The following is a 26212-nucleotide window of genomic DNA, read 5'->3' on the forward strand; positions in this document are numbered from 1 at the left end:
ATTGGAAAACGCCAGCCTATTGGGAACGGTTCGGCATTGTATCCGGGAAGACCCTTGCAAATTCCGGCGGTATCCGGGGCCTGGCCCTGATCTTCGTGGAACTTCGCGGTCACGCAGTGGGGCGAGGACAGGAGGCGGCTCATCGGTTTCGATGCCGATAACCATTTTTCTCTAAATTCGTCCTTTGCCTGCAATCTTTACCTTGTACATCAAAGACAACCAGCTATCGGGGTTTTTCCGGATAGAGAAACCTTACTCCACTCTCCTAGGTAATATCCCTAGAGAATCGGGGCCGCCAATAATCATCCCTAGTTTTGCAACTCGCGATATGACGAGGTGGATTATGGCGACGAAGCTATCGAGCGTGATGGTCGTCGATCAGCAGGAAGTTTTTCGTTTAGGCGTGAAGACTCTGCTTGAACGCAAGGAGCAATGGAAGGTTGTCGCCGATGCAGCGGATGGCCGGGAAGCCCTGAATTTGGCGGCAACGATTCAGCCCGATCTGGTGATCCTTGATCACACCCTGCCCTCGCTCAACGGCATCGATCTCTCGCGATGCCTGCGGGAGAGATTGCCGGCGCTGAACATCATATTGTTTACATCGTTCATCACGGACGATCTGGTGATGGACTATATCAGCGCCGGCGTGCGCGCGATCGTGCTCAAGACCGACAGCTTCGATCAACTCGTTGCCGCGGCCCGCAACGTTCAGCTCGGGAAGGCCTATATTTCCTCATCCATGTCCGAATTCGTGGCGGAAAAGCTCTTCCAGCCTGTAAATCTCCGGCAGCAGACACTGACCTGCCGCGAGCGGCAGGTGGTCCAGCTCGTCGCCGAAGGGCAGATGAACAAGCAAGTCGCCCATATCCTGGGTGTGAGCGCCAAGACCGTCGAAACCCACCGCGCAGCTGCGATGAACAAGCTGAACTTCGTTTCGGTATCCCAGCTGGTTCGATACGCGGTCAGGAACAACCTGGTTTCGATATAGAAATACGAAAATCAATGGCTTGATCGGCGTCGCGATTTCGGCGCAGCGGGGAGGTGTCCGGATTGTCCTGGGCGCCCCCCGTTACAGCATCGGCGACATTCCCGAGCCATCATCCCGGTCCGTGCAGAGGGGGCGAGGGGGGCGGCTACTCCGGCAGGCCAGCCAGTCTTGGAACATCGGCCATCCGGTCCTCCCAGCTTGCCCGGCTGGAGAGGCAGATATGGGCATCCGGGGAGATGACGACTTCGTCATCGAGGCACCCCGCGGGCACTACGAGCAAGGCGCCGTCCATCTGGACGTTCGGCAGGCCGGATCCGCAGATCGCGCAGAAGCTCCTGGCATGGCGCGTTCCGGGAATGCGATAGTGCACGATCCGATCGTTTCCGCCATGCCACACTATTGTTGCCTTTGACGAAAACAGGTTCGACGCATGCGCTGACCCCGTGTCCTTTCGGCAGCGACTGCAGTGGCAGAGATAGAAGTTCTCGAAAGGCCCGTGGATGGCGAACCGGACCGCGCCGCATTGACAGGAACCGGATGTCACTGACGTCATCGCTGTCTCTCCATTCGGTCGGGAGTTCGAAAGGCAAGGCATAATGTGTCAGAGCATGCCGGAGAAGGCGATCCCCGAGGATCCTCCCGCCAGTCTGCCAGCTCCCGCTCATTTCCGGGGTTGGGAAAGCGCCGCCACCATGTCCAGAAGCATCTCGGCGAGCGTGGCGGGGCTGAGGCGCTCGGCTTCGGGCTGGTGAAGCCACCACGAAATCGTCTCCACGATCAATGTCACCGTGCAGACCGCCGCCAGATCGGCAGGCAGCCGGGTTTCGCCCAGCCCGCCCTTGCTGACCAGCGCGCGGGACACGGCGAGCAGTTCCTCGCGCATCGCGCCCGCAGCGCCCCCGTTCAGCAGAGCTGTCCACAATGCGCTGTTTTCTTCGACGTAGAGGCAAAGCGCTGTAAAACCAGCTAAATTATGACCGACCGGCAACGTCATGGCGACAAGCCGGTCGATTTGCTCCCGCGCGATCTGATCCAGAAGTGCTTCTTTGCTTTCGTATCGGCGAAAGAATGTTGCCTTGTGAATTCCGGCTGTCCGACAGATTTCGATGATCGTGATCTGGTCGAACGGACTTTGAATCAAAAGAGTCAGCAGAGCCTGTTCCAGCGCCTCGTCCGTGCGGGCCAGGCGTGGGTCTTTCCGGGTTGACGACGTCATTCGCACCTCGTTATGCGACCAGTAGTCGCAAAGCGACAATGAGTCGCATAGACGACTCATGTGGGGAGAGAAAGGGAACTTCGGGAATTTCCGATGGGACGTTTCGATTGGCGTCGCAGCGGCACGATCCGCGGCGCATGGCCGCCCGGGAAAATGCAGATTCCAGAAGGGACGAGACCGGCCGAGACTGGTGAGCACACCGATAAAAAACAAAACGGGATGGGATCACTGATGACAAAGAAGCGCTATTTCGCATTGATAGCTTCCACTTCGCTCGCCTCGGTGCTGGCACCGAACGCTGGCGCTCAGGAGGCCGCTGGCCGGAACGTCTCCACCGCGAATGCAGATATCATCGTCACTGCCCGCCGGGTGGAGGAGCGTTTGCAGGACGTTCCCATCTCGATCACCGTTTTCAATCAGCAGGCGATCTCCCGGGCCAACATCGTCAATGCGGAGGATCTGGCCAAACTCACGCCCTCCCTTTCGGCGAACACCAGTTTCGGCAGCGAGAATTCCACCTTCGCCATTCGCGGCTTCGTTCAGGATATCGGCACCGCGCCGTCCGTGGGCAACTATTTCGCAGATGTGGTGGCGCCGCGCGGCGGCAGTCCCAGCATTCCATCAGGAGACGGCGCGGGGCCGGGCAGCTTCTTCGATCTGCAGAACGTGCAGGTGCTGAAAGGGCCGCAGGGAACGCTCTTCGGCCGCAACACCACCGGCGGTGCGGTGCTGCTCGTGCCGCAAAAGCCCACTTCCGCTTTCGAGGGCTACGTCGAGGGCACTCTGGGCAATTACGACCAGCGGCGTTTGCAGGCCGTGGTAAACATCCCCGTGGCGGAAACCTTCCGGGTGAGGCTGGGCGTGGACCGGCAGAAGCGGGACGGCTGGCTGCGCAACACCAGCGGCATCGGGCCATCCCGCTTCAACGACATCGATTATCTGGCGGCCCGCGCCAGCATCGTGGCGGACCTGACTCCGAACCTCGAAAACTACATGATCGCCTCCTACACCAAGTCGGACACGAGCGGCCCGCTCCAGAAACTGATCGCCTGCAACCCCGGCGTTGCGCTTGGCGATTTCGCTTGCGCCCAGCTCGCGGATGCCGCGGCCAAGGCCGAGGGCTTCTATACGGCGCGAAGCGATGTGGAGGGCGCCAAGTCCAAGACCGAGACCTGGCAGGTCATCAATACGACCACATGGCAGGCATCGGACCACCTGACGGTCAAGAACATCGCCAGCTATGCCCAGTTGAAGCAGACGCTGCGCTCCGCGCTGTTCGGCACCCAGTTCTCCACCCCGGCAATCCCCGGCTTCCTGCCCAGCGTGCCGTTCAACTTCGCAACCGTGATCCCGGCGCCCAATGCAAAGGGGCTCAGCAATCAATCGACCTTCACCGAAGAATTCCAGTTGCAGGGCAATTCGGGCGATGGGCGGCTCACCTGGCAGGCCGGCGTCTACTACGAGCGATCGGCACCGCTGAGCCTGACCGGATCGCAGTCTCCCAATACGATCAACTGCACGGATATCGCGCAGTTGCAGTGTACGGATATTCTCGGTTTCCTGGCGAACCTCAATCCGAACGTGACGCCGCTGGTGGTGGCGGGGATCATTCCGCCGATCCAGGCCGGCAGCGTCAACTACACCGTGGGCCGCCTTACCACGCGCAGCATCGGCACATATGCGCAGGCCAATTATGCGCTGACCGATCAGCTCAAGCTGACCGCAGGCATCCGTTACACCTGGGACCGGCAGCAGAGCGACACCGCGCAGATCAGCTACCTGTTCCCCACTTTCCCGGTGCCGGTCGGACCGCCGACCGCCAGTTGCACGCGGGGTAACACCAGCCTTCCCGATTGCGCGCTGCAGCTCTCGCAGAAATCCTCGGCGCCGACCTGGCTGGTCGGGCTGGATTTCAAGCCGGTGGAAGACCTGCTGCTCTACGCCAAGTACGCGCGCGGCTACCGCACGGGCGGCATCAAGTCGGACGCGCCGGTCGCTTTCTCGGTATTCCGTCCCGAGAAAGTCGATGCTTACGAGATCGGCCTGAAGTCCAGCTTCCGCGGCCCGGTGAGAGGCAACTTCAACGTCGCTGCGTTCTACAACGATTTCTCCGATCAGCAGCTTCAGGTCGGCTTCGCGGACAATCCCGCCGTCAACGGCGGCGTCTCCGCCACGGCAGGCCCGGTGAACGCGGGCCGCTCGCGCATCTATGGCGTGGAAGTGGAAGCGGGCCTCAATCCGTTCGACGGCTTGTCGCTCAACGCGAGCTACGCCTACCTCAATACCAGGATCAAGTCGGTCGATCTTCCGCAGCTGCCCCCGACAGACCCCTACATCGTTTCCTCGACCGTGCTGCCCGGGGACCAACTGGCCCTGGCGCCCAAGCACAAGATGGTCCTGGCGGCGAACTACATGCTGCCACTGGGCGAGGGCGTGGGTGCTGTTTCGGTGGGCGCGACGTACAGCCACACCGGCAAGCAGCGGGTCAATTACGCCGCGCGCGATGCCGCCAGCATCGCCGCCAACGGCGGGCGGGACATCGGCGTGCTTGCGCCCATCGACCTGCTCAACCTGAATTTCGATTGGCGCCGGATTGCCGGGTCGCCGGTCGACTTGTCGCTCTTCATGACCAACGTGACGAAGGAGCGTTACTACACCTTCACCCCGGGCCTGTTCGCAGTGGCCGGGTTCGAGGTGGCGAACCTGGGGGAGCCGCAAACGTACGGCGCGCGTCTCCGGTACAGCTTCTAGTCCGGTGGAGGGCGGCGCGTTTTCATGACTCTACCTCCAGACTGCGCCGCCCTTCTTTTTCCTTTCGAACCGCCCTCCGGCTGCATCGCGCAGGGGCCGGTTCACCCGGCCGGGACGCCAGGATCCACCTGAACAACGGGAGAGTTTCCCATGACTCAGCTCGCCGAACGTGATTACTTCACCGACCACGATATTCTCCTCGATCCCTACGCCTACTTCGAAGCGGCGCGCGAGCGGGGCCCCGTCTACCGCCTTCCCGGCCGCGACATCGTGCTGGTCACGGGGTTCGAGGAGGCGCTGGAAGTTCTGAAGAACACGGATGACTATTCTTCGGTCATTGCGCCGCAGGGGCCTGCCGCGCCCTTGCCGTTCGAGGCCGGGGGCGACGACCTCTCGCCCCTGATCGAGGCCCATCGCGGCGGCTTCGTGGGCGGCGACCTGCTGGTCGCCTACGACGGCGAGCAGCACACGTTCTCGCGCTCGATCCTCAGCCGCCTGTTCACGCCATCGAAGCTGCGGGCCAACGAAGCGTTCATATCCCAGCTGGCGGGCCAGCTGGTCGGGGACGCGGTCGCGGCCGGGCGCTGCGAACTCATCAAGGACATCGCGACGCCTTTCGTGACCCTCGTGATCGCGGATCTGCTGGGCGTTCCGGCCGACGACCGGCAGGTGTTCATGGACGCCATCGACGCCGGTCCGCCTCCGGGCAGTCTCGATCCCGACGATCTCGCGGCCCAGAACCAGCCGCTGGTCCTCATGGGCATGTATTTCGCGCAGTACGTGGCTGACCGGCGCCAGTCTCCGCGCGGGGACGTTCTCAGCGAACTCTCCTCCGCCGCCTATCCGGACGGATCGCAGCCCGACCTGATGGAGATCGTGCGCCTTGCGACGTTCCTGTTCGGCGCCGGGCAGGACACCAGCGCCAAGCTGCTTGGTAATGCCATGCGCCATCTGGTCGACATGCCGGCGCTGCAGCAACGGCTCCGCGCCGATCCGGCGCTCATTCCCGATTTCCTTGAGGAAGTGCTGCGCCTCGAAGGATCCACGAAGATGACCGCGCGGCTGGTGAAGAAGCCCGCGCAGATCGCCGGCTTCGATGTGCGTCCGGGAGAAAAGGTCTTCATCGCCCTCGCCGCCGCGAACCGCGATCCCCGGCGGTGGGAGGATCCCGGGAAACTCATCCTCGGCCGCCCGCGCATCAAGGAACACCTCGCTTTCGGGCGCGGCGCGCACGTCTGCGCCGGGGCGCCGCTGGCGCGGGTGGAAGTCCGCGCGATTTTCGAGGAATTCCTGTCCCGCACCAGCGACATCGACCTCGACGAAACGATCCACGGGCCAAGAGGCGCGCGCAAGCTGGAATACGAACCCAGCTTCATCATTCGCGGTCTGGCCGCGCTGAACCTCAAGCTCACTCCGGCCTGAACGGGATAGGATCATGACCAGGGAAACGAACAAGGATCGCGTCGTCGTCGTCACCGGCGGCGCATCGGGAATGGGGCTCGGCATCTGCCGGCTCTTTGCAAGGAATGGCCATCCCGTGGCGATGCTCGACCGGAAGGAAGAGGCGTTGGAGCGCGAAGCGGGCCTGCTTCGGGCCGAGGGGGCGAACGTGCTGCCGCTTCGCGCGGACGTGAGCAACCGGAACGATATGGCCGCCGCTTACGATGCGGTGAGACGCAGCCTCGGCCCGATCAGCATCGTCATCGCCAATGCGGGCATTTCCGCCTCGGCAGACTTCCTCACGATGTCGGTCGAGACCTGGCAGCGGATGATCGATGTGAACCTCAACGGCGTGTTCCACACGGTCCAGCTTGCCGCGCCGGACATGGTGGCGCGCAAGTGGGGCAGGATCGTGACGATCTCCTCGCAGGCGGCGCAGTCGGGCGCGCAGGACCGTGCGCATTACGCGGCCTCGAAAGGCGGGGTGATCGGGCTTACCCGTTCGCTGGCGCGCGAACTCGCCGTTCACGGCATCACGGCCAACACGATCCCCCCGTCGCTGGTCGATACGCCGCTGGCCCGCGCCGGGGTGAATTCGGGAGAAGTGCCCCCGCTGGAGGTGATTGCCCAGGCCATCCCGATTGCCCGCCCAGGCACGCCCGAGGACATCGCGAACGCCTGCGAATTCCTGTGCTCCGACAAGGCAAGCTACATCACGGGCCAGGAAATCAACGTGAACGGCGGGACGTGGATGTAGCCCTTGGCAGGCCGGCAGGCGACCTTGCCGCGACCCGCACGACCATAATTCCGCCGAAAGCCGCCGCGCGCTTCGGCCCGGATCGATCCATCTCAGGAAAGAGCGCAATGACCGACGAACTGAAGGGCTGCACGGCTGTAGTGACAGGGGCGGGTTCCGGGTTCGGCGCGGCGCTGGTGGACCGGTTTCGCGAAGCGGGCATGAAGATCGCGGCTCTCGATATCGACGGCAGCGCCGCGCAGCAGGTGGCGGACCGCGTTGGCGCGCAAGGCGGGGAGGCGATGGGCCTGCGTGTCGATGTCGCCGATGCGGGCGCCGTACAGGCTGCGGCCGCTACTGTGGCGGATCGCTTCGGGAACTGCTCGATCCTGTGCGCGAACGTGGGCGTGCAGCAGTTCGGCCCGCTGGAGCGGCTGACGGAACAGGAATGGCGCTGGGTGCTCGACGTCAACGTCATGGGCACCATTCATACGGTCCAGTCCTTCCTGCCCCTCATCCGCCGCTCGAAGGGCCTGAAGCGTATTCTCGTCACGTCTTCGTCGGCGGCGTTGACGCCCGGCATCCGCATGGGAGCCTACACCGCTTCCAAATACGCGGTGACCGGCTATGCCGAGACCTTGCGGATGGAACTGGCCGAGGAGGGCATCGGCGTTTCGATAGCGTTCCCCGCGGGCATGGCGACCCGGCATCTGGAAAGCAGCGCCCTGGCGCGGCCTCGGGAGATGGGCGAGATGGAGATCAGGCGAGACGATATCGACGCGATGATGAAGAGCAGGGGCATGACCTCGTCGGACCATGTGGCAACGGCCGAACATGCGGCGCGCAATATCCTCCCCGATCTGCTGGCGAACGAGCGCTACATCGTGACTCATGGCGCTTATCGTGCCCAGCTGGAAGAGACCTTCGACGCCCTGCTCAAGGCGCATGACCGAGGGCAGGACGGTCCATCGCCCGGCACCTGAACCGCACGGCACTGCCGGCTTGACGGCTATCGATCCTGTGCCATGATTTCGCATGAGCACTTCTCTTCGATCCGATCGCCGCGGCCTGATCCTTGGTGGAGGCGCGCTGGCGATCTCCATGCTGCTGCCCGGCCCGTTGCTGGCCGACATCGACACCAGCGATCTGCGCAAGATCACCTCCGATGCGGTTCCCATCTCGCGCTCCGAACGCGAAGGGCGCCTCGAACGCGCCCGAAGGCTGATGCGGGAGCATGAGATCGATGCCATCCTGATCGAACCTGGCGCGAGCCTGGCCTATTTCACCGGCATCGAATGGTGGCGCAGCGAACGCCTGACGGCAGCGCTGCTTTTCCAGAAGGGCGAGCCGGTGATCGTCACTCCGTTCTTCGAGGAACCCTCGGTGCGCGAGACCCTGGCGATCCCCGCGGACGTCCGCGTCTGGCAGGAAGACGAGGATCCGATTGCGCTCATCGCCGCTACGCTGAAGGAGCGCGGTCTTTCCAGCGGCACGGTGGCCGTCGAGGAAACGGTCCGCTTCTTTGCCAGCGACGGTCTCTCCAGACGCGCGCCGGGAACCAGGATCGTTTCCGCGAACCCGGTCGTGCGCGGCTGCCGCATGATCAAGACGCCCGCCGAGATCGCGCTGATGACGAAGGCGACCGAAGTGACGATCGCGGCCTATCGCTGGGTCTGGCCCCGCATAAAAACGGGCATGACCCCGCACGAGATCGGCGCACTGATGGATGCGGCGACGGTGAAGCTGGGCGGCACGCCGGAATTTTCGCTGGTCCTGCTGGGCGAGGCCTCGGCTTATCCGCACGGGTCGCATAAACCGCAGACCGTGCGGGAGGGCGAGGTGATCCTGATGGACTGCGGTTGTACCGTCGAAGGGTACCAGTCGGACGTCTCGCGCACTTTCGTTCTCGGAAAGGCGCCTTCCGAGGTCCGCGCGATATGGGATACCGTCCACGAAGGTCAGCGGATTGCTTTCGATGCCGCGCAAGTGGGACTGCCTGCGGGCCGTGTCGACGATGCCGTTCGCGCTTTCTACGAGAAGCGCGGCTTCGGTCCCCGCTATCGGCTGCCCGGCCTCTCGCATCGCACTGGCCACGGCATCGGCCTCGATGGCCATGAGCCGGTCAACCTGGTTCACAACGAAACGACGGCGCTGGCCCCGGGCATGTGTTTCTCGAATGAGCCGGGCCTCTATTTGCCCGGAAAGTTCGGCGTGAGGCTCGAAGACTGCTTCCACATGACGACCAACGGCCCCGCCTGGTTTTCCAACCCGCCCATGTCGTTGGAGCAACCAATCGGAACTGTGGTGCCAAAATAGACGACCGGCGCTCGACTGCCTGAAAGACCGGACCCCCTTACGCGACTGAAAGGCGCCACGCCACGCTTCGTCTCATCTGCTTCTTGCCAAAAAACCTGGACCTGTCCTGACGCGAGAGTATCGCGCTCGGCGTCGAATTCCAGCAACTGGCCCCGCTGCGAGTGCGCAGGGCCTTTTCTCAAGATTAGGGAGTTTTACCGTGACTAGACCTTTCGGCCTCGGGCGATATTCCGTTTTGACGTGCGCCGCGGCGACCCTCGCGCTTCTGGGTACGGGCCAGGCCTCTTTCGCCGAGACCCAGACGGACATGACCGAGGCGATGGCCCAGGCGAAAAGCGGTTGCTCGCAAAAGGAATTCGTTCAGTTCCTCGACGCTTTCATCGCCTCGCCGGCGGTGCGTGCGAAATACACTGCGCCGGCCGTCGAACAGCGCGCGCTTCGCCAGCCCGCCAAGGCGTCTGGTACGAACCTTCCCGCCAGCAATTACCGGATCTTCAACGTTTCGCATGTCGACTGGCAATTCGCCGACACGGCATCCGTCAAGCGCTGGGAAGCCGATCCGAGCCAGCCCTACACCGCGCTGGATGTGAAATTCGAGGACCTGCCCGACGGCAGTTACAGGTTCACCTATCAGCCTGCGATCCTGCGGGACGATGAAGAGGGTGACGGTTGGACGGTCGAGCGGCACATTGGCAAGCCGGCCGGCTATCTGTTCGCATGGCAGAACGGCTGCTGGCAGCTCACGCAGGATCTTCGCTGAATGAAAGCGCGGCGAGCGAGCAGGCAACCGTTCGGAGAGCGGCCGGGCTTGCTGTCACGCCGAGGCTGGAAATCAGGTCAGATCGAACCGCTCGGAGGTCGCCTCGCGCATCCGGGCGGCGTCCCGCGTCGGCGGCGACCCGAACTGGCGGGCATATTCGCGGCTGAACTGCGAGGCGCTCTCGTAGCCGACGGCGAATGCCGCGCGCGCGGCGTCCGGGCTGGCCGTGAGCAGGCGCCGGGCGGTCTGGAGGCGCAAGCTCTTCTGGTATTGCAACGGGCTCATGCCCGTGGCGGCCTTGAAGTGCCGATGAAACGAAGGAACGCTCATCCCGGCAATTTCGGCGAGCGCTTCGGTGCGCAGCGGCTGGTCGAAATTGCGACGAATGCATTCGATTGCGCGGCGCGTGCGCGAGAGGCGGCTATCCTCGCGCCCGATCTGGCGCAGCATTCCGCCATGGCCGCTCTGGAGCAGGCGGTAGAGCACCTCGCGTTCGCGGGCCGGACCGAGGATCGGGATGTCGGCCGGACTGTCGAGAAGGGCCAGAAGCTGCTCCCAGGCATCCAGGATTTCGCGGGTCACGGGTGCCACGCCGAAGCCCGCCAGCGGACCTGCCGGTTCCGACGGCCCGGACGAGCGCGGCAGTTCGGCAAGCAGCTCGGCCAGAACCTCGCGGTTGAGTGCAAGGGTCGTGACGATATAGGGGCGCTCGCGCGATGCCTCGGTCACGCAACCGACGGCGGCGACCTCAACCGACGTCACGAAGCAAGTTGCGGCATCGTAGCGTAGCACGCGATTGCCGATGGTCACTTGCTTGGCGCCGCGCAGGACCAGGCAGATCATCGGTTCATACCGGCTGCTGATCGTTCCCCCGGCTTCGCATGCCATGTGAACGCGAAGGCGCGGCACCGGCATGTCTGCGGGCATATCGCGGTACGGCCCGGGAATATGGCGCTCCACGCGCCGGCACATGCGATTGAGCGTGTCCTGCATGAACGTCATTATCGGGCTGCCCGCGGGGTGATGCAACCGCGCTGATAGGATTGGGCAAGGCGTTGAGACGATCGGGCACCCTGGGCAAGGGGCCGCGCCCTATATCCGCCTCCTGGCCTCACCGTCTCAAGTGGTGAGCGCCACGAACCGGAGACAATCATGACCCATCCTTTCGGAGAGACTTCGACCGCCGACGAGGTGCTTGGCGGGATCGACCTTCGCGGCAAGCGCGTGCTCGTGACGGGCGCTTCTGCCGGCATCGGCATAGAGACCTGCCGCGCGCTGGTGGCCCACGGTGCCGAAGTGGTCGGCGCGGTGCGCGATCTGGCCAAGGCCGAGCGGGCGACCCAGCAGGTGCGTGCGGCAGCCGAGACCGGCGGCGGCAGCTTCAGCCTGGTCGAGCTGGACCTGGCATCCCTTGCGAGCGTGCGCGCCTGTGCGGACGGCCTGAATGAGGCGGGACAGCCGTTCGACATCGTCATCGCCAACGCGGGCGTGATGGCGCCGCCTTTCGGGCAGACTGCGGATGGGTTCGAAACCCAGTTCGGCACCAATCACCTGGGCCATTTCGTGCTGGTGAACCGCATTGCTCCCTTGCTGCGCGAGGGGGGCAGGCTGGTGAACCTGTCCTCGGCCGGGCACCGCTATGGCAACGTCGACCTGGAGGACCCGAACTTCGAGCGCGGCGACTACGATCCCTGGCTCGGCTACGGACGCTCGAAGACGGCGAACATCCTATTCGCCGTGGAGTTCGACAGGCGGCATCGCGACAGGGGCATACGCGCCGTGGCCGTCCATCCGGGTGTGATCTGGGATACGGAGCTGTCCCGCCACATGACGCAGGACGAAAAGGAGGCGCTCGTCGCCTCGATCGGCGCGAGCCTGGAAGCGGCGGGCGCGTCTGCGCTGGTCTACAAGTCGATACCGCAAGGCGCGGCTACCACGCTCTGGTCTGCGGTGGTTGCCGAACCATCGCAGATCGGGGGGCGCTACTGCGAGGACTGCCGGGTCGCGGAAGTCCAGGAGAGCGAAGGCCTGCGCGGCGGCGTGCAGCCTTATGCGCTCGATCCGGACAATGCGAAGGCGCTCTGGGCGAAAAGCGAAGAGATGGTCGGCGAGCGTTTCTGACGCCGGGCCCGAACAGAGGAGAGGACAACATGAAGTACCGCACTCTTGGCCAAGGCCTGAAGGTATCCGCGATCGGTGTCGGCTGCATGCCGATGATCCGCGAAGGCAACATCAACTATGGCCTCGCCGATGACGCGGTTTCGACCCGCACCATCCACGAGGCGATCGACCTTGGCATCACGTTCTTCGACACGGCCGAGATGTATGGGCCGTTCCGCAACGAGGAACTGGTCGGCGCTGCCATCAAGGGCAGGCGCGAAGGGCTGGTCATCGCCACCAAGTTCGCCATGCGCTGGGATGGCGATACGCCGACCCACGTCGATGGCAGCCCCGAAAACGCGCGGCGCGCCTGCGAGGGATCGCTGAAGCGCCTGGGCATCGACACCATCGACTTGTTCTACCAGCACCGCGTCGATCCGAACGTCCCCATCGAGGAGACCATCGGCGGCATGGCCGAACTGGTGAAGGAGGGGAAGGTGCGCCACATCGGCCTGTCCGAAGCGGCCGCCGATACGGTGCGCCGGGCCGCCAGGGTGCATCCGATTGCAGCGCTGCAAAGCGAATATTCGATCTGGGAGCGCGACGTGGAAGGGGAGATCCTCGATGCCTGCCGTGAGAACGGCGTCGGCTTCGTGCCTTACAGCCCGCTGGGGCGGGGTTTCCTGGCCGGCGGCATTCGCAGCCTGGACGATCTTCCGGCGGGCGATTGGCGGCGCAACGATCCGCGCTACTCGCCCGAGAACATGCCGAAGAACCTTGCGATCGTCGATGCGGTCCGCTCGGTGGCCCAGCGGCACGGTGTCTCCAATGCCCAGGTCGCGCTGGCGTGGTTGCTGGCGCAAGGAGACGATATCGTCCCGATCCCGGGGTTCAAGCGCAGCGAAACTCTGCGCGACAGCGCGGGAGCCCCCGACGTGACGCTCACTGCCGAGGATCTGGCCGTGATCGAGGCTGCGGCACCCAGCGGCCGAACGGCCGGCCCGCGCTACAACGAAGCAGGGATGGCACGCGTCAAGCTCTGACCGATCGCGCGAACCGGAAAGCAGGACAGGCCGGCAACGATCGCCGGCCTGCCCTCGCGCGAAAAGCGGGCTGAAAGCGGTGCAACCCTGCCCGGCAATCAGCGCAGCACGTAGTTCGCCGGGGAGACCGGATCGGGCAGGTCGGTCATTCCCAGGGCCGACAGCATCTCGCGCTCGACGGTGCGCACCATGGCGTCGAGCGGGAGGTCGTTGGGTTCGAGGCCGAAGGGATCCTCGAGCTGATCGCCCAGTGCATCCAGTCCGAAGAAGGTGTAGCTGACCAGCAGGACCGGAAGGAGTGTCCACCAACCCAGCGAACCGGCCAGCGCGAAGGGCAGCGCCAGGCAGAATATATATGCGGTGCGGTGCAGCAGCAGCGAATAGCTGAAGGGAACAGGGGTGAGGGCAATGCGCTCGCAGCCGGCCTGGACTTGCGCCAGCAGGTGAAGCTGTTCCTCGATGAGCGAATGGTGGATCGCGCCGACCCGTCCGTCCCTCGCCAGTTCCAGGCCGTGACGGCCCAGTTCGCGAAGCAGGCTGTCACTGGGATTGACGGCATCGTCCCATGGCCCGCTGCCGCAGCGCCTGGCGATTTCTTCCGTTTCCCCGCTTCCGCGCAGCCGGGCGGCAAGGCCCGCCGTAAAGCCGCACATGCCGATCAGCAACCTGCGTTGATCGGCATGTTCGAGAGTGACGACGCGGCGCGCAAGTGAGCGGCCGGCGATCACGAGCGAGCCCCAGAGCTTGCGCCCCTCCCACCAGCGATCGTAGCAGGCATTGTTGCGAAAGCTCATGAAGATCGAAAGCGCGATGCCGATCAGCGTGAAAGGCGTGGTGCCGATCCGGGAAAACAGGTCCGGCCGCTGTCCGGCGGCCATGACGGCCAGACAGCTGACGGCAGCGATCGTCACCAACCTGCCGACGATACGGGGAAGGATCGATCCCCTGATAGCGAAAGCGACATCCCAAAGGCCCGGTTTGGGGCGAACGATCATAGGGAAATCTCGGCAGCATTCGCGGCGGGACCATGCGCGGCCACGACATGCGGGGGCTTGCCGTCACGCTGGTAGCGGGTTGCGCAAGCCTGGGTTTCGATCAGCATGGCATGGCTCTAATCCAAGCCGCCGACCAGCCGCAAGAGCCACTTTCGCAGGGATCCTTGCAGCGGTTGCAAGGCATTCGCATGGTGGGTGCGCCTTGCCGGCCTAGTCCGTGACGAAAGTATCGCCGCCGATGAAGACCATGTCCTTCGAAGGGTGTGCAGGCCGCCCGGTCGCGCCGTAAGCGAAGCTCGTCCGCTTTACCCGCCCGTCGGCATATGTGAGTTCCAGCGTGGTGCCGGACAGCCGGTAACGCCCGCTGCCACCAGTGTTGCGCCCGGCGTAAACGCCGCTGCCCATCGCGCCCATGTTGGATCCCTCCACGAACTGCCCGTCCGGCGTGAAGCGGATCTTGTCCACGAACAGTGCCACGGTCGTTCCGCCGCCTTGCAGCCCGCTGGAGCTGGTGCGTGAATAGGCACCGGAGAGTGTTGCCCCGCCCTGGGCGCTGGAGAAGGCCGGAAAGAAGTTGCCGGAGGGAAGCGTGTAGTCGTTCGAATGGCCGTCGCTGCCGGTCAGACGAAAGCCTCCGCCTGCCTGCTGCCAACGCCCCCAGCGGTGCGGCTCGCGCGCCTTGGACTCTGCGACGTTCAACTCGTCGAGCGGCGTGGCGCCGATCTCCCAGTATTCGCCGTTGCCGAAGAATGCGAGCGGCTCCCAGTCGACCCCGCCGCCGCCCGAAATCGCGCGAAAATACAGGCCGGCAGCTTTGCTCGTGGCAGCCATCCCTGACGCCCGCACGGGTGTTGGGGCAGGGGGCGGCGGGGCGGTTCCCGCTGCCGATGGTGCGCCTTGTCCGGCGAAGCCCTTCGCCGTCAGCGTCATGCGGCGCATGTCCACCTTGAGCAGAGCGGCGGCCTGCGCCTGGACGGCGTCACTCACCTGCCGTTTCATCGCGGCGCCCTGCGTGGCTGCGGCCTGCATCTGGATTTCGGCAAGCAGCGCCTGGAGCAGCATGGTGTCTCCGATATCCTGCCGCCCGCGGTCGTCCAGGGCGGCGAAACCGGGATTGGCGAGCATCACCTTGCGCATCTGCGCCCGCACTGCCTGCGCTGTCTCGCGATCGGGGCGGCTGTCATCGACAATGCCGTTTGCGGCCAGCCAGGCGACCATCCAGTAAGCGGAGACGAGATCCACCACGTCTTCGATATCGAAGCCGAGTTTCCCATAGGCGGGCCGGACCTTGGCGACGATATCCTCCCGGAAAAGCTTCTCCAGTTCCGCCCCGGCCTGCGGTGATTTCTGCCCGAACAAAGCGACGATCTTCGCCTCCTTCTCGGCAAGGAGCGCGGGGTCCCGGTGAAAGCGGGTGGCCGGTTCGGACTGCGCGGCGGCGGCCGGACCAGAAGCCAGCAGCAGGAGGGCAGACGGTATCAGGACGCGGGGGAGCATCGGACCTCCTTCGGGACACACCGAACCACGCTGGCCGCTGAGACATAACGCGGTCATGACAGGGGCGACAGGCCGTTCGAATGATGGGGCGAACGGTCCCTGCCGTACCGCCTGACCCTGCCATCAAGCTGCAATGGATTGCCATCACGGGTCCTCCTGCTATCCGGAGCATCAGAACCGCGTTCGGACCTCACGAAGCAAGACCAGCGCTTTGCGCCGCGTGCTTTCCAAAAAGGAATTCCCATGACCAGCCGTTCCGTTGCCGGCATCCATCCCGCCCGCCGCGACGATATCGCTGACCTCGTCACCCGGCGGCCGGTGCCGGGACCGGGGCTCGATCAGGTCGATCCGTTCCTTTTCCTCAATCATCACGGCCCGCAGGTCTATCAGCCCGGAAACAACGGCCTGCCTTTCGGTCCGCATCCGCACCGCGGCTTCGAGACGGTGACCTTCATTCTCGAAGGCAATCTCGCCCACCACGACACGGGCGGCCATGAAAGCATCATCGAAGCGGGCGGCGTGCAATGGATGACGGCAGGCTCCGGCCTGATCCACGCGGAAGTGTCGCCGCCCAGTTTCAAGCAAGCGGGCGGTGCCCTGGAAATCCTCCAGCTCTGGGTCAATCTCCCGTCGCAGCTGAAGATGTCACCTCCGCGCTACACCGGCGTTCAGGTCGACGGCATTCCCGCGATCCCGATCGCCGGAGGGCAGGGTAGCCTGAACCTGATAGCGGGCACGTATGGGGACCTCACCGGCCCTATCCCGTCGCTCACCGGCGTCTTCATGTCGACCGTGCGTCTGACCGCCGGCGCGCGGATCGACCTGCCGGCTCCCAAAGAGCGGAGCGTGTTTCTTTATGTCGTATCTGGAAGCGTCTCGGTCAGCGGCGAGGCCGTGAACGCCTGGCATCTCGTCACCGTGAGAGATGATGGCGACACCCTCTCGATCGAGGCGCAAAGCGACGCGGTACTCCTGTTCGGCCATGCCGACCCGATCCGCGAACCGGTGGTGGCCCATGGTCCCTTCGTCATGAACACCCAGGCGGAAATCGGCGAGGCCATCCGCGACTATCAGGCGGGCAAGTTCAACGGCACCGGCCCCTTGCGCGGCGTCGGGCAGTAACGGCCCCGTTCTTGCGGGGAGAGGCACTCTCCGCAAGGCTGCCTTGATGCGAGGTGTGCTGAAGAAGGGTGATGGCGGAGGGGCGCTCGGATTTACCCTGGGACCCGCCGCCTTTCCCTGCCTAATTGGCCGCCAGCGCCTTCCCCTAAAGCGGAAGGTGTTCGCGGAGGAATCGACGCCAGATTTCCGACCGATGAGGGAGCGCGCGAAGGCGCTCCGAACAAATCGGCGCCAATGGCGGTCTTGTGGCGGAAAAGCTGACCGGGCGTGAGCGATGACGGGGATCATCCTTGGGACCGCAGTGGTCACCGTGAGCGCTCAACAGGCAATGGGCAGCAACACAGAGCAGAGCCGGAATATGCGTCCGTGCTCAAGTTCGCCATTCGCTGGCCTCGGCGCGTTTTCTATAAGGATGACTGCACATCAAGCGGTTCGCCGAAATGCCCGAGGCTTGTTCCCTGGCTTGCCAGGGCGCTCAGGATCGTTTCGCTGTCAGTGCGTTGCAGCCAATCCGGGCTCGCTTCGAAGAACAGGACCTTGGCGTCCTTGCCAAGCACCAGGACGGCAGGCTGGTCGATTTCGTAACTGAACGTGCCGAGTGTCGAGCCTATCCATTCCTGGCCGGGCGCGACTTCAGGCTGTTCTTCGGGCAGGAACGTGATGCCGAGGTCTCTCGCCAGTGCATAGCCGGGGTCGCTGGCGACGGTGAAGCCAAGCTGATGGCGCTCGATCAGCGCCCGATCGACGGGGATCTGCGCGCTGACGGCAACGAGTGGAACGCCTTGCTCGCGAAGCGTGGGCCATAGCGTTTCGTTGTAATAGGGCAGGGCGATGTTGCAGGCCGGGCAGCCGCCGAAGCGGAAGAACACGAGCACCGCCGGTCCCTTTGCGAGAAGCCGGTCGCGGGTGAGTTCCCCTCCATCCTGGTCGATGAGCCTGAAAGGCGCGATCACGTCACCCGCGCGGGGCAATGTCGCGGGGTCGTGACGTCTGGCCAGTTCACGGCGCTGCGCAGCGTTTCGCTCGAGCTGCTCGGCGCTCCATGTCCGTGCGCGCTCGGCCTGAAGCTCGGTGAAACGATCCTTGAGGCTCTTCGTCATTCTTTCCCTCCGGATGGATGTCCGGGGGCAAGGCTAGGCGGGGCGCCGCGGCGGCGATAACAAGAAGCGCAGTCGCACCCTTGATAATTTTCAATAAGGGCTTGGCGGTCTACAACGCGGCCACGACTTCGCGCGCCAGGCTGGCCAGCTGGCTTGTCGGGCCGTCCAGGTTCGGTGCGGTCTGGAGAATGCAGGAGACGTTGGGAAGGGCGGGCAAGTCTCCATCTTCCAGCGGCGCGTCCCGCAGGAACAGATGCGTGCGGCAGGTCACTCCCAGCCCGGCATCGACAGCCGCCCGCAAGGCAGTGAGGTTGGGCGTCTCCACGGATATCCGGTAGGGCCGCCCGGCTTCCTCCAGAGCATGGATCGCCGCTTCGCGAAAGCGGCAGGGCGGCTCCAGCACGGCGAGCTGCACCACGGTTTTCCGGGCGAGGTCGGGGTTGCCGTACCAGGCCATGGGCGCACTGGCGATGGCGCCCGGATCGCTCGCCGCGGCAAAGCCCAGCACGATATCCAACTGACGACGTTCAAGCTGGCCCAGCAATTCCGCAGTTCCGGCGATCCGCGAATAGAGCTGCGCCTCGGGATGCAGTTCGGCGAAGCGGGCCAGAAGCCCGGAGAGCAGCATCTCGGCGAAATCCTGGACCATGCCGATTCTCGCAGGCCCGGTGAAATGGCCCGCGGTCACGGCGGCGACGGCCTCGTCATGAATGTTCAGCACCTTGCGGGCATATTCCAGCATCAGCTCACCCGAGGGGGTCAGCGTGAGCCGGCGGCCGTCGCGGTGGAACAGGGCCTGCTGGAGCAGCTCCTCCAGACGCTTGATTTGCAGGCTCAGTGCGGACTGGCTCACGAAGACCCGTTCCGCTGCGTTGAGCATCGAGCCCGTATCGACGATCGTCACGAAGCTGCGCAGCAGGTTGGTCGGCAGATTTACAGGCATGTGAGAATCACTCGCTCAGAGAGGGCATCGGCGCGAACCTAGCGGCCCGCACTATCTCAACCAAATTAGTAGAGTTTGTCCCGCTGATGGCAATGCTTGTGTGGCTGCTCAGGAAGCAGTGGGCGGCATTCACCCCGCTTGCTGCACGATTCAGCTACGAGAATCCGGGGTTTCCCTGCGTTATGAGCGCGGCTGATAGGCCTTTCGTCAAAACTCAATTGAATTAGTAGACAATGCGATGTCTCTTCCGCGGATGCCATATCCGAGAAGACACCAATGAGCGCCCGCCCATCCTCCCGCATCCTCTCGTTCGGGGCGCTGGCCCAAACGCTGCGCAGCGCACGCTGGCTGTCGCCCTTGCTGTTCCTGCTGCTGTGGGAGCTGGGATCGCGGTGTGGCCTCATTCCCGAACGCACTCTGGCGGCGCCGTCGACAGTGCTGTCGACGATGCTGGACATGGCGCTTTCCGGGGAGCTTTCGAACAACCTCTGGGTCTCGTTCCTGCGTGTGGCGATCGGACTCGCGATCGGGATCAGCATTGGCGTTGTGCTGGCGCTGGTCGCCGGGCTGTCGCGGCAAGGAGAGGTCGCGGTCGATCCGATCATGCAGATCAAGCGCACGATCCCTACGCTGGCGCTGACACCCCTGTTCATCGTCTGGTTCGGGATAGGCGAAACGCCCAAGATCGCCCTGATCGCCTTCGCCTCGATCTTTCCGGTCTATCTCAATCTGTATAGCGGCATCCGCAGCGTGGACGTGCGGCTTCTGGAGGGTGCGCGCAGCTTCGGCTTGAGCCGTGCCGAGCAGATCTGGCATGTCATTCTGCCCGGCGCGCTCCCCTCGCTGCTGGTCGGGCTGCGCTATTCCCTGTCGGTCGCCATCCTCGTGCTGGTCGTTGCCGAACAGATCAACGCTTCGGCCGGTCTCGGCTATCTCATCAACAATGCACGCGACTTCATGCGGACCGACATCATCGTGGTCTGCCTGATGGTCTACGCGGTGCTTGGTCTTGCCGCCGACGCCCTGGTGCGCGCCGTGGAAAGCCGCGCCCTGGTGTGGCGCCCCAGCATCGTCTCGCAATGACGCCCAGATCCGCACCTTATCCGGAGAACCCAGCCATGGACGCCCGAAAGATCGGTCCGCACCGCGCGACAGCGCCCGAATTCTACATGACGCCGCCGGTCGTCCGCCTGCGGGACTTCAGTCGCAGCTTCGGCGATGACACTGTCATTTCGGGGTTGAACCTCGACATCGCACCGGGGGAATTCGTGACCCTGCTTGGCCGGTCCGGCTCGGGCAAGACCACGTTGCTGCGCACTCTGGCCGGGCTCGATCCGACGACCGGGCAGGATGTCACGGTTCCAGACTCGCGCGCGGTGGTGTTTCAGGATGCGCGGCTGCTGCCGTGGAAGAAAGTATGGCGCAATGTCGCGTTGGGGCTTCGGCAGGGCGACGTGCGCCGGCGGGCTGAGGATGCCTTGCGCGAGGTGGGCCTAGAGCACCGGCTCGATGCCTGGCCGCTGACCCTTTCCGGCGGCGAGGCGCAGCGGGTTGCGCTGGCCCGCGCCCTGGTTCGCGAACCGAGCCTGCTGCTGCTGGACGAGCCTTTCGCGGCGCTGGACGCTCTGACGCGGCTGCGGATGCACGAACTCGTGCTCGCGCTCTGGACGCGGCACCGGCCGGCGGTGATGATGGTCACGCACGATGTGGACGAGGCGATCGCGCTGGCCGACCGGATCGTCCTCCTGGACCAGGGCCGCATCGTCACGGAGGAGCGGATCGAAGCGCCCCGCGGAGAGCGCGCCCATGTCGCGCGAGGGCTGCGCAGCCGCCTACTGAGTGCGCTTGGCGGGCACGTAGCCGAAGGTCCCTCGCCGGCCGAGATCATCGCGCTTCACGCCGGAGGCCTGGCATGAACGCGCCGGTTTCTCTCGTCATCCCTGCGAACGATATGGCGCCGCTGCGCCGCTTCGTGAGGGGCTTCGCGGCCTTGATCGACGGCGGCGCCGGACAGGCGGAAATCCTCGCAGACGGCGGTGACCTGCTCGCCCGCCTGGTCTCGCGCGACGATTGGCTGCCCGATGCCTTCGCCCGCCCGCATCCCGAGCGCTATCAGCAATACCTCCTGCACTGCGACAGCGCCGAGCGTTTCAGCGTGGTGTCCTTCGTCTGGGGGCCGGGCCAGGCGACCCCGATCCACGATCACCGCGTCTGGGGCCTCGTCGGCGTGCTGCGCGGAGCGGAGCGCGTGCAGAACTACCGGCGCCGCGGGGATGGCTCGCTCGTCCAGCAAGGCGGGACCGGAGACCTTCGCGAAGGTGAAGTGGAAGGGATCGATCCCCACGTCGGCGACATTCACCGCGTGGCCAATGCCTTTGCCGACCGAACCTCGATTTCGATCCACGTCTACGGGGGCAATATTGGCGCCGTCGAGCGCGCGACGTACCGCGACAGCGGCGAGGAACGCCCTTTCATCTCGGGCTATGCGAACGACGTTCTGCCCAACCTCTGGAATGGAGTGATCCGGGCATGAGTGTCTCTCCCGCCGAAGTGCGAAGCGCCTTGCTGGGCCGCCGTGAGATAGCGCTTATCGATGTACGGCAGGAGGCCCAGTTCGCGCTCGGCCACCCGCTTTTCGCGGCGCAGATTCCGTTGCAACGCATCGCCCTGGAAGCGCCCTGGCGCATCCCGCGCAAGGATACCCCGATCGTGGTCTATGACGACGGGGAGGGGCTTGCCGAACCGGCGCTGCACCAGTTCCGCGCGCTCGGATATACGCAGGTCGACCTGCTGGCAGGCGGACTGCCCGGTTGGCGTGCAGCGGGCTATGAACTGTTCGAGGACGTCAACAGCTACTCGAAGGCCTTCGGGGAACTGGTGGAGCACCGCCGCCAGACACCCTCGCTTCCAGCGCCGGACGTGCTCGCGCTGATCGAGGAAAAGGCCGATATCGCCATTCTCGACGCCCGCCGGTTCGAGGAATATGCGACCATGAGCATTCCGGGTGGCCGCAGCGTGCCGGGCGCGGAACTCGTACTGCGAGCGCCCGTTGCCGCGCCGGATCCGGATACGACGATCATCGTCAACTGCGCCGGGCGCACGCGCAGCATCATCGGCACCCAGTCGCTTATCAACGCAGGCCTGCCGAACCGCATCTTCGCCCTGCGCAACGGTACGATCGGCTGGACACTGGCCGGGCAGACGTTGGAAACCGGGCGGCAGGAAAATGTCGACAAGGGCGAAGAGGGCGGACAGGACCTTGCCCGCAAGCGGGCCCGTGACGTGGCCTACCGCGCCGGCGTGCGCCGGATCGACGGCGCGGACCTCAGGGCTTTGCTCGCCCACGACGATCGCACTCTCTATCGCTTCGACGTGCGCCAGCCCGCCGAATTTGCGGCCGGTCATCCCGCGGGGTTCCGCAATGCGCCGGGCGGGCAGCTGGTGCAGGAAACCGATCATTTCGCCCCCGTGCGCGGCGCGCGCATCGTGCTGGCCGACGACCTCGGCTCGCGGGCCGACATGACCGCTTCGTGGCTTGCCCAGCTCGGCTGGGAGGTGCTGGTGCTGGCTGACGCCTTCGACGGTCCGCTGGAAACCGGAGGCGACGGCGCCCCGGCGCCGCGCGGGGCGCATGGCCGCTACAAGCGCCCTTACGAAGGCACGGACAACCGCGAGACCGCCATGCAGGCCTATCTCGACTGGGAATACGGCCTTGTCGCCCAACTGGAGCGCGACGGCACTCACGGCTTCTTCGTCATCTGATCCCACACCTCAGGGAGAATTGCATCATGACCGTCAAGTTCATCGGCTATATCGGTTTCAACGACAGTTCGGAGATCCACCGCGGCGCGCGCTCGCGGGCGCTCGACCGGGACTATGTGGAGGCGGCCGCCCGCGCGCAGGAAGCGGGCGGGTTCGACCGGGTGCTGATCCCATTCGGCTCAAGTTCCCCGGAGAGCCAGATCGTTGCGGCCCATGCCGCCGCGATCACCACGCGTCTCGGTTTCCTGGTCGCGCATCGGCCGGGCTTCACTCAGCCGACGCTCGCTGCGCGTCAGTTGGCGACGCTGGACCAGCTCTCGGGCGGCCGCGTTGCCGTGCACATCATCACCGGCGGCGCCGATGAGGAGATGGCGCGCGATGGCGATGGGCATACGCTCAAGGCCGAGCGCTACTTGCGCAGCGACGAATATCTGGATGTGCTCAAGCGCGAATGGAGCGAGCAGGCGCCGTTCGACCATTCGGGCCGTTTCTACGACGTGCGCGGCGGCTTCAGCGCCGTGAAGCCCGATAACCTGCCGGTGTTCTTCGGCGGCTCCTCGCCCGAAGCGATCGAAGTCGCGGGGCGCCATGCCGATGTCTACGCTCTCTGGGGTGAAACGCTGGAGCAAGTGGGCGAGGCGGTGCGCGCCGTCCGCCATGCCGCCGCGCAGCACGGCCGCAACCCCGGGTTCTCGCTTTCCCTGCGTCCGGTCATCGCCGATACCGAGGAAGCGGCGTGGAAGAAGGCCGACGAGATCACCGAGAAAGTCCGCGCCCAGCGCGAGGCGGCGGGCTTGCCGACCAGCGGTCATCGTCCGCCCAATGCCGGATCGCTGCGCCTGCTCGAAACCGCCCAGACCCAGCGCCGCGACACCCGCCTCTGGACCGGCGTGGCTGCGCTCACCGGCGCGGCGGGCAATAGCACCGGCCTTGTCGGCACGCCCGAGCAGGTCGCCGATGCGCTGCTCGAATATTACGACATCGGCATCGACCACTTCCTGATCCGGGGCTTTGAACCGCTGGCAGACGCCATCGACTATGGCCGCGACCTGATCCCGGTGGTCCGCGCCAAACTCGCCGCGCGCGAGGGAGCGGACAAGGTCGCGCTGGCAAGCTGAATCCGGCCTCCCGCGCTTTGGAAATACTCACCTTCCTATCAGCCATCCGCGTTGGTTCGTCCCGGCCCACCCGCATAGCCTGACACCACGCAGAAGGAGGAAAGACATGACCACCCGTCAACTCAAACTCGGCTTCATCCTGCACGGCGTCGGTCCCGGTTGGGACGACTGGCGCCACCCGGACGCCCAGGTCGATGCCAGCACCAGCCTGTCGTTCTATACCCGGCAGGCGCAACTCGCCGAGCGCGGAAAGTTCGACTACCTCTTCGTGGCCGATAGCGTCTCGATCAACGCGCGTTCTTCTCCGCACTATCTCAACCGGTTCGAACCGCTGACGATCCTCTCGGCGGTGGCGGCGGTGACCGAACGCATCGGCCTCGTGGGCACGGCCACGGTCAGCTATACCGAGGCCTACAACCTCGCCCGCCAATTCGCTTCGCTCGACCATATCAGCGGCGGCCGGGCCGGTTGGAACGTGGTCACCTCGTGGCTGGAAGGGAGCGCGGCCAACTTCGGACGCGACAAGCACCTCGACCATGACGTGCGCTATCGCCTCGCCGAGGAATATCTCGACGTCGTCAAGGGCCTCTGGGACAGCTGGGAAGACGATGCGCTCGTCCGTGACAAAGCCAGCGGACAGTTCCTCGATCCCGACAAGCTCCACGAACTGAACCACAAGGGCGAATTTCTCTCCGTAAAGGGCCCGCTCAACATCTCGCGCTCGCCGCAGGGGCAGCCGGTGATCTTCCAGGCGGGTTCCTCGGAAGACGGCCGCAACTTCGCCGCCCGCCATGCCGAGGCGATCTTCACTCACCAGGAAGACCTTGCCGAGGGGCAGGCCTTCTACGCCGACGTCAAGGCGCGGGCGCGCGGCTTCGGCCGTGATCCCGAGCAGCTTCTGGTGCTTCCCGGCGGCCGGCCCGTGGTGGGTTCGACCGAGGAAGAGGCCGAGCGGCTCTACGGCGAACTGGCGGGCCTCGTCAGTCTGGAGAACGCGCTTCGGGCGCTCGGCCGTTCGTTCAACGACCACAATTTCAGCGTCTACGATCCTGACGGCCCGTTCCCGCATCAGGTCGCGGAAGAAGGGCGCAGGAGCAACCAGAGCGCGTCCGAGCGCGTGCTGGCCGATGCCGCCCGCGGGCTGACGCTGGGCGAAATTGCCCTGCGCGTCGCCACCCCGCGCAGCCACTTCACAGGCACTCCCGAGCAGATCGCGGACCGCTTCCAGCTCTGGCTCGAACAGCGCGGATCGGATGGCTTCAACCTGTTCGAATCCCTGCCCGGCCAGCTTGAGGTCTTCGTCGATCAAGTGGTGCCGATCCTGCAGGCGCGCGGGATCTACAAGCGCGACTACCCCGGCAGCACCTTGCGCGAAACGCTGGGGCTGGACGTTCCCGTCAACCGCAACACCGCCGCGCGCCTGCGCCGCGACGCCGCCTGACACGAAAGCAAAGGAGAAGATTCATGGCCAGCACCGCTTCCACTTTCGACGTTTCGAGCACTGACCTCGTCATCCGCCCCGTGCAGCCGACCATCGGCGCCGAAGTGGAGGGCGTGGACCTTTCCAAACCCCTGACTGACGAGCTGCGCTCATCCATCCGCGCCGCGCTTCTCAAGTGGAAGGTCCTGTTCTTCCGGGACCAATCCATCGACGACGCCCAGCAGGCGGCCTTCGCAGCGAACTTCGGCCCGCTCTACACCCATCCCACCACGCGCCACGATGCGGCGAACAAGGAAGTCCACGCCATCGCCGCGCGGGAGGACCGGGAATACGAGAAGAAGCTCGGCTACAAGCTCAGGGCCGGGGAGGCCTATCACACCGATACGAGTTGGCGGCTCGTGCCGACCTGGGGCGCGGTGCTGCGCGATGTGAACCTGCCTGAAGTGGGCGGCGACACGATCTGGGTGGACGCGAACCTGGCATACGAGACCCTCGCGCCGGAACTGAAGGAGCGCCTGGAAGGCAGGCACGTCACGCACAACTTCGTGCCCGCGCTGGAGCTTTCGGGTCACGAATACCCCATCGTCGCGCACAAGATCGTGCGCACGCATCGTGAAACCGGAGAGAAGATCCTCTGGGTCAACTTCTCGCAGCAACCGCAGATACTCGGCCTGGAACTGTCGGAGAGCCGCGAACTGCTGGAAGAAGTGCTTCGCCAGTACAAGCGGCCGGACCTTCAGGCGCGGTTCTCCTGGCGGCCGGGCACGGTCGCGTTCTGGGACAATCGTGCCACGGTGCACTTCGCCGTGCGCAACTACGGCGACTTCCCGCGCGAGCTGCATCGCATCCTGATCGCGGACGAGCCGCTCTGGACGGATCTCTGA

Annotated in this window: 24 protein-coding genes; 17 read left to right on the forward strand and 7 right to left on the reverse strand. The window is 64.9% G+C overall.

What is annotated here, in order from left to right; all coding sequences use genetic code 11:
• Positions 1–343 precede the first annotated feature (343 nt).
• Positions 344–988 (forward strand): response regulator transcription factor, encoded by a 645-nt coding sequence (locus EDF57_RS12085; protein WP_166675256.1) that lies wholly within the window; start codon positions 344–346, stop codon positions 986–988.
• A gap of 145 nt (positions 989–1133) precedes the next feature.
• Here the strand turns inward: EDF57_RS12085 and EDF57_RS12090 are convergent, their stop codons facing one another.
• Both EDF57_RS12090 and EDF57_RS12095 read right to left on the reverse strand, forming a co-directional pair.
• The gene (locus EDF57_RS12090; protein WP_347876951.1) at positions 1134–1583 is read right to left on the reverse strand and encodes a GFA family protein; all 450 of its coding nucleotides are present in this window, start codon (positions 1581–1583) and stop codon (positions 1134–1136) included.
• Positions 1584–1649: 66 nt separating this feature from the next.
• Positions 1650–2204 carry a TetR/AcrR family transcriptional regulator gene (locus EDF57_RS12095; RefSeq protein ID WP_166675257.1) on the reverse strand — a complete coding sequence of 185 codons (555 nt, stop codon included), beginning with the start codon at positions 2202–2204 and terminating at the stop codon, positions 1650–1652.
• Positions 2205–2435: 231 nt separating this feature from the next.
• On the opposite strand from EDF57_RS12095, the gene EDF57_RS12100 reads away from it, so the two are divergent.
• The 6 genes from EDF57_RS12100 to EDF57_RS12125 all read left to right on the forward strand — a co-directional run bounded on the left by EDF57_RS12100 (position 2436) and on the right by EDF57_RS12125 (position 10207).
• Entirely contained in the window at positions 2436–4955 is a 2520-nt protein-coding gene (locus tag EDF57_RS12100) for a TonB-dependent receptor (RefSeq protein ID WP_134094447.1), read from the forward strand.
• A 150-nt stretch (positions 4956–5105) separates the two neighbouring features.
• Positions 5106–6377, forward strand: a complete 1272-nt coding sequence (locus EDF57_RS12105) for a cytochrome P450 (protein ID WP_134094448.1) — start codon at positions 5106–5108, stop codon at positions 6375–6377.
• Between the two features lie 13 nt (positions 6378–6390).
• Positions 6391–7152 carry an SDR family NAD(P)-dependent oxidoreductase gene (locus tag EDF57_RS12110; RefSeq protein WP_134094449.1) on the forward strand — a complete coding sequence of 254 codons (762 nt, stop codon included), beginning with the start codon at positions 6391–6393 and terminating at the stop codon, positions 7150–7152.
• Between the two features lie 107 nt (positions 7153–7259).
• Complete coding sequence (locus EDF57_RS12115; RefSeq protein ID WP_134094450.1) at positions 7260–8114, forward strand: SDR family NAD(P)-dependent oxidoreductase; 855 nt, start codon at positions 7260–7262, stop codon at positions 8112–8114.
• A gap of 118 nt (positions 8115–8232) precedes the next feature.
• On the forward strand, positions 8233–9447 hold the full coding sequence (locus EDF57_RS12120; RefSeq protein WP_134094565.1) for a Xaa-Pro peptidase family protein: 1215 nt from the start codon (positions 8233–8235) through the stop codon (positions 9445–9447).
• Between the two features lie 307 nt (positions 9448–9754).
• Entirely contained in the window at positions 9755–10207 is a 453-nt protein-coding gene (locus tag EDF57_RS12125) for a hypothetical protein (RefSeq protein WP_134094451.1), read from the forward strand.
• Positions 10208–10279: 72 nt separating this feature from the next.
• On the opposite strand, the gene EDF57_RS12130 is transcribed toward EDF57_RS12125, so the two are convergent.
• Entirely contained in the window at positions 10280–11209 is a 930-nt protein-coding gene (locus EDF57_RS12130) for an AraC family transcriptional regulator (RefSeq protein ID WP_243841033.1), read from the reverse strand.
• A 150-nt stretch (positions 11210–11359) separates the two neighbouring features.
• Between EDF57_RS12130 and EDF57_RS12135 the strand changes: the two genes are divergently transcribed.
• Together EDF57_RS12135 and EDF57_RS12140 are read left to right on the forward strand one after the other, a co-directional pair.
• Positions 11360–12328, forward strand: a complete 969-nt coding sequence (locus tag EDF57_RS12135) for an SDR family NAD(P)-dependent oxidoreductase (RefSeq protein WP_134094452.1) — start codon at positions 11360–11362, stop codon at positions 12326–12328.
• Between the two features lie 29 nt (positions 12329–12357).
• On the forward strand, positions 12358–13350 hold the full coding sequence (locus EDF57_RS12140; protein WP_134094453.1) for an aldo/keto reductase: 993 nt from the start codon (positions 12358–12360) through the stop codon (positions 13348–13350).
• Positions 13351–13448: 98 nt separating this feature from the next.
• Here EDF57_RS12140 and EDF57_RS12145 read toward each other — a convergent pair whose 3' ends face one another.
• A complete protein-coding gene (locus EDF57_RS12145) occupies positions 13449–14345 on the reverse strand; it encodes a bestrophin family protein (RefSeq protein WP_134094454.1) in 897 nt (298 codons plus the stop codon).
• 210 nt (positions 14346–14555) lie between these two features.
• Positions 14556–15842 (reverse strand): DUF6683 family protein, encoded by a 1287-nt coding sequence (locus EDF57_RS12150; protein WP_134094455.1) that lies wholly within the window; start codon positions 15840–15842, stop codon positions 14556–14558.
• A gap of 243 nt (positions 15843–16085) precedes the next feature.
• Between EDF57_RS12150 and EDF57_RS12155 the strand changes: the two genes are divergently transcribed.
• Positions 16086–16964: a pirin family protein gene (locus EDF57_RS12155; protein ID WP_134094456.1), complete on the forward strand. Its 879-nt coding sequence runs from the start codon at positions 16086–16088 to the stop codon at positions 16962–16964.
• A 404-nt stretch (positions 16965–17368) separates the two neighbouring features.
• On the opposite strand, the gene EDF57_RS12160 is transcribed toward EDF57_RS12155, so the two are convergent.
• Together EDF57_RS12160 and EDF57_RS12165 are read right to left on the reverse strand one after the other, a co-directional pair.
• Positions 17369–18064, reverse strand: a complete 696-nt coding sequence (locus tag EDF57_RS12160) for a peroxiredoxin-like family protein (RefSeq protein WP_134094457.1) — start codon at positions 18062–18064, stop codon at positions 17369–17371.
• 109 nt (positions 18065–18173) lie between these two features.
• Entirely contained in the window at positions 18174–19007 is an 834-nt protein-coding gene (locus EDF57_RS12165) for a LysR substrate-binding domain-containing protein (RefSeq protein WP_132266573.1), read from the reverse strand.
• Positions 19008–19283: 276 nt separating this feature from the next.
• Here EDF57_RS12165 and EDF57_RS12170 point away from each other — a divergent pair, with 276 nt between their 5' ends.
• The 7 genes from EDF57_RS12170 to EDF57_RS12200 all read left to right on the forward strand — a co-directional run bounded on the left by EDF57_RS12170 (position 19284) and on the right by EDF57_RS12200 (position 26212).
• Positions 19284–20090: an ABC transporter permease gene (locus EDF57_RS12170; protein ID WP_134094458.1), complete on the forward strand. Its 807-nt coding sequence runs from the start codon at positions 19284–19286 to the stop codon at positions 20088–20090.
• Positions 20091–20125: 35 nt separating this feature from the next.
• A complete protein-coding gene (locus EDF57_RS12175) occupies positions 20126–20923 on the forward strand; it encodes an ABC transporter ATP-binding protein (RefSeq protein ID WP_134094459.1) in 798 nt (265 codons plus the stop codon).
• Positions 20920–21540: a cysteine dioxygenase gene (locus EDF57_RS12180; protein ID WP_134094460.1), complete on the forward strand. Its 621-nt coding sequence runs from the start codon at positions 20920–20922 to the stop codon at positions 21538–21540. Before EDF57_RS12175 ends, EDF57_RS12180 begins: the two co-directional genes overlap by 4 nt.
• Positions 21537–22769 (forward strand): rhodanese-like domain-containing protein, encoded by a 1233-nt coding sequence (locus tag EDF57_RS12185; RefSeq protein WP_134094461.1) that lies wholly within the window; start codon positions 21537–21539, stop codon positions 22767–22769. Before EDF57_RS12180 ends, EDF57_RS12185 begins: the two co-directional genes overlap by 4 nt.
• Positions 22770–22795: 26 nt before the next feature.
• Entirely contained in the window at positions 22796–23887 is a 1092-nt protein-coding gene (locus EDF57_RS12190; RefSeq protein ID WP_134094462.1) for an LLM class flavin-dependent oxidoreductase, read from the forward strand.
• A 106-nt stretch (positions 23888–23993) separates the two neighbouring features.
• Positions 23994–25328, forward strand: coding sequence for an LLM class flavin-dependent oxidoreductase (locus EDF57_RS12195; RefSeq protein WP_134094463.1), 1335 nt, complete (start codon positions 23994–23996; stop codon positions 25326–25328).
• 23 nt (positions 25329–25351) lie between these two features.
• The gene (locus EDF57_RS12200) at positions 25352–26212 is read left to right on the forward strand and encodes a TauD/TfdA family dioxygenase (RefSeq protein ID WP_132266554.1); all 861 of its coding nucleotides are present in this window, start codon (positions 25352–25354) and stop codon (positions 26210–26212) included.

Source organism: Novosphingobium sp. PhB55, assembly GCF_004368805.1.
GTDB lineage: Bacteria > Pseudomonadota > Alphaproteobacteria > Sphingomonadales > Sphingomonadaceae > Novosphingobium.

Bases quoted from the DNA above. Each gene is read 5' to 3' on its own strand.
- EDF57_RS12115 (WP_134094450.1), top strand. From the start codon at position 7,260: ATGACCGACGAACTGAAGGGCTGCACGGCTGTAGTGACAGGGGCGGGT.
- EDF57_RS12135 (WP_134094452.1), top strand. From the start codon at position 11,360: ATGACCCATCCTTTCGGAGAGACTTCGACCGCCGACGAGGTGCTTGGC.
- EDF57_RS12150 (WP_134094455.1), bottom strand. From the start codon at position 15,842: ATGCTCCCCCGCGTCCTGATACCGTCTGCCCTCCTGCTGCTGGCTTCT.
- EDF57_RS12145 (WP_134094454.1), bottom strand. From the start codon at position 14,345: ATGATCGTTCGCCCCAAACCGGGCCTTTGGGATGTCGCTTTCGCTATC.
- EDF57_RS12095 (WP_166675257.1), bottom strand. From the start codon at position 2,204: ATGACGTCGTCAACCCGGAAAGACCCACGCCTGGCCCGCACGGACGAG.
- EDF57_RS12125 (WP_134094451.1), top strand. From the start codon at position 9,755: ATGACCGAGGCGATGGCCCAGGCGAAAAGCGGTTGCTCGCAAAAGGAA.
- EDF57_RS12140 (WP_134094453.1), top strand. From the start codon at position 12,358: ATGAAGTACCGCACTCTTGGCCAAGGCCTGAAGGTATCCGCGATCGGT.
- EDF57_RS12105 (WP_134094448.1), top strand. From the start codon at position 5,106: ATGACTCAGCTCGCCGAACGTGATTACTTCACCGACCACGATATTCTC.
- EDF57_RS12110 (WP_134094449.1), top strand. From the start codon at position 6,391: ATGACCAGGGAAACGAACAAGGATCGCGTCGTCGTCGTCACCGGCGGC.
- EDF57_RS12120 (WP_134094565.1), top strand. From the start codon at position 8,233: ATGCTGCTGCCCGGCCCGTTGCTGGCCGACATCGACACCAGCGATCTG.
- EDF57_RS12090 (WP_347876951.1), bottom strand. From the start codon at position 1,583: ATGCCTTGCCTTTCGAACTCCCGACCGAATGGAGAGACAGCGATGACG.
- EDF57_RS12130 (WP_243841033.1), bottom strand. From the start codon at position 11,209: ATGACGTTCATGCAGGACACGCTCAATCGCATGTGCCGGCGCGTGGAG.
- EDF57_RS12160 (WP_134094457.1), bottom strand. From the start codon at position 18,064: ATGACGAAGAGCCTCAAGGATCGTTTCACCGAGCTTCAGGCCGAGCGC.
- EDF57_RS12190 (WP_134094462.1), top strand. From the start codon at position 22,796: ATGACCGTCAAGTTCATCGGCTATATCGGTTTCAACGACAGTTCGGAG.
- EDF57_RS12100 (WP_134094447.1), top strand. From the start codon at position 2,436: ATGACAAAGAAGCGCTATTTCGCATTGATAGCTTCCACTTCGCTCGCC.
- EDF57_RS12175 (WP_134094459.1), top strand. From the start codon at position 20,126: ATGGACGCCCGAAAGATCGGTCCGCACCGCGCGACAGCGCCCGAATTC.
- EDF57_RS12155 (WP_134094456.1), top strand. From the start codon at position 16,086: ATGACCAGCCGTTCCGTTGCCGGCATCCATCCCGCCCGCCGCGACGAT.
- EDF57_RS12180 (WP_134094460.1), top strand. From the start codon at position 20,920: ATGAACGCGCCGGTTTCTCTCGTCATCCCTGCGAACGATATGGCGCCG.
- EDF57_RS12185 (WP_134094461.1), top strand. From the start codon at position 21,537: ATGAGTGTCTCTCCCGCCGAAGTGCGAAGCGCCTTGCTGGGCCGCCGT.
- EDF57_RS12165 (WP_132266573.1), bottom strand. From the start codon at position 19,007: ATGCCTGTAAATCTGCCGACCAACCTGCTGCGCAGCTTCGTGACGATC.
- EDF57_RS12170 (WP_134094458.1), top strand. From the start codon at position 19,284: ATGAGCGCCCGCCCATCCTCCCGCATCCTCTCGTTCGGGGCGCTGGCC.
- EDF57_RS12085 (WP_166675256.1), top strand. From the start codon at position 344: ATGGCGACGAAGCTATCGAGCGTGATGGTCGTCGATCAGCAGGAAGTT.
- EDF57_RS12200 (WP_132266554.1), top strand. From the start codon at position 25,352: ATGGCCAGCACCGCTTCCACTTTCGACGTTTCGAGCACTGACCTCGTC.
- EDF57_RS12195 (WP_134094463.1), top strand. From the start codon at position 23,994: ATGACCACCCGTCAACTCAAACTCGGCTTCATCCTGCACGGCGTCGGT.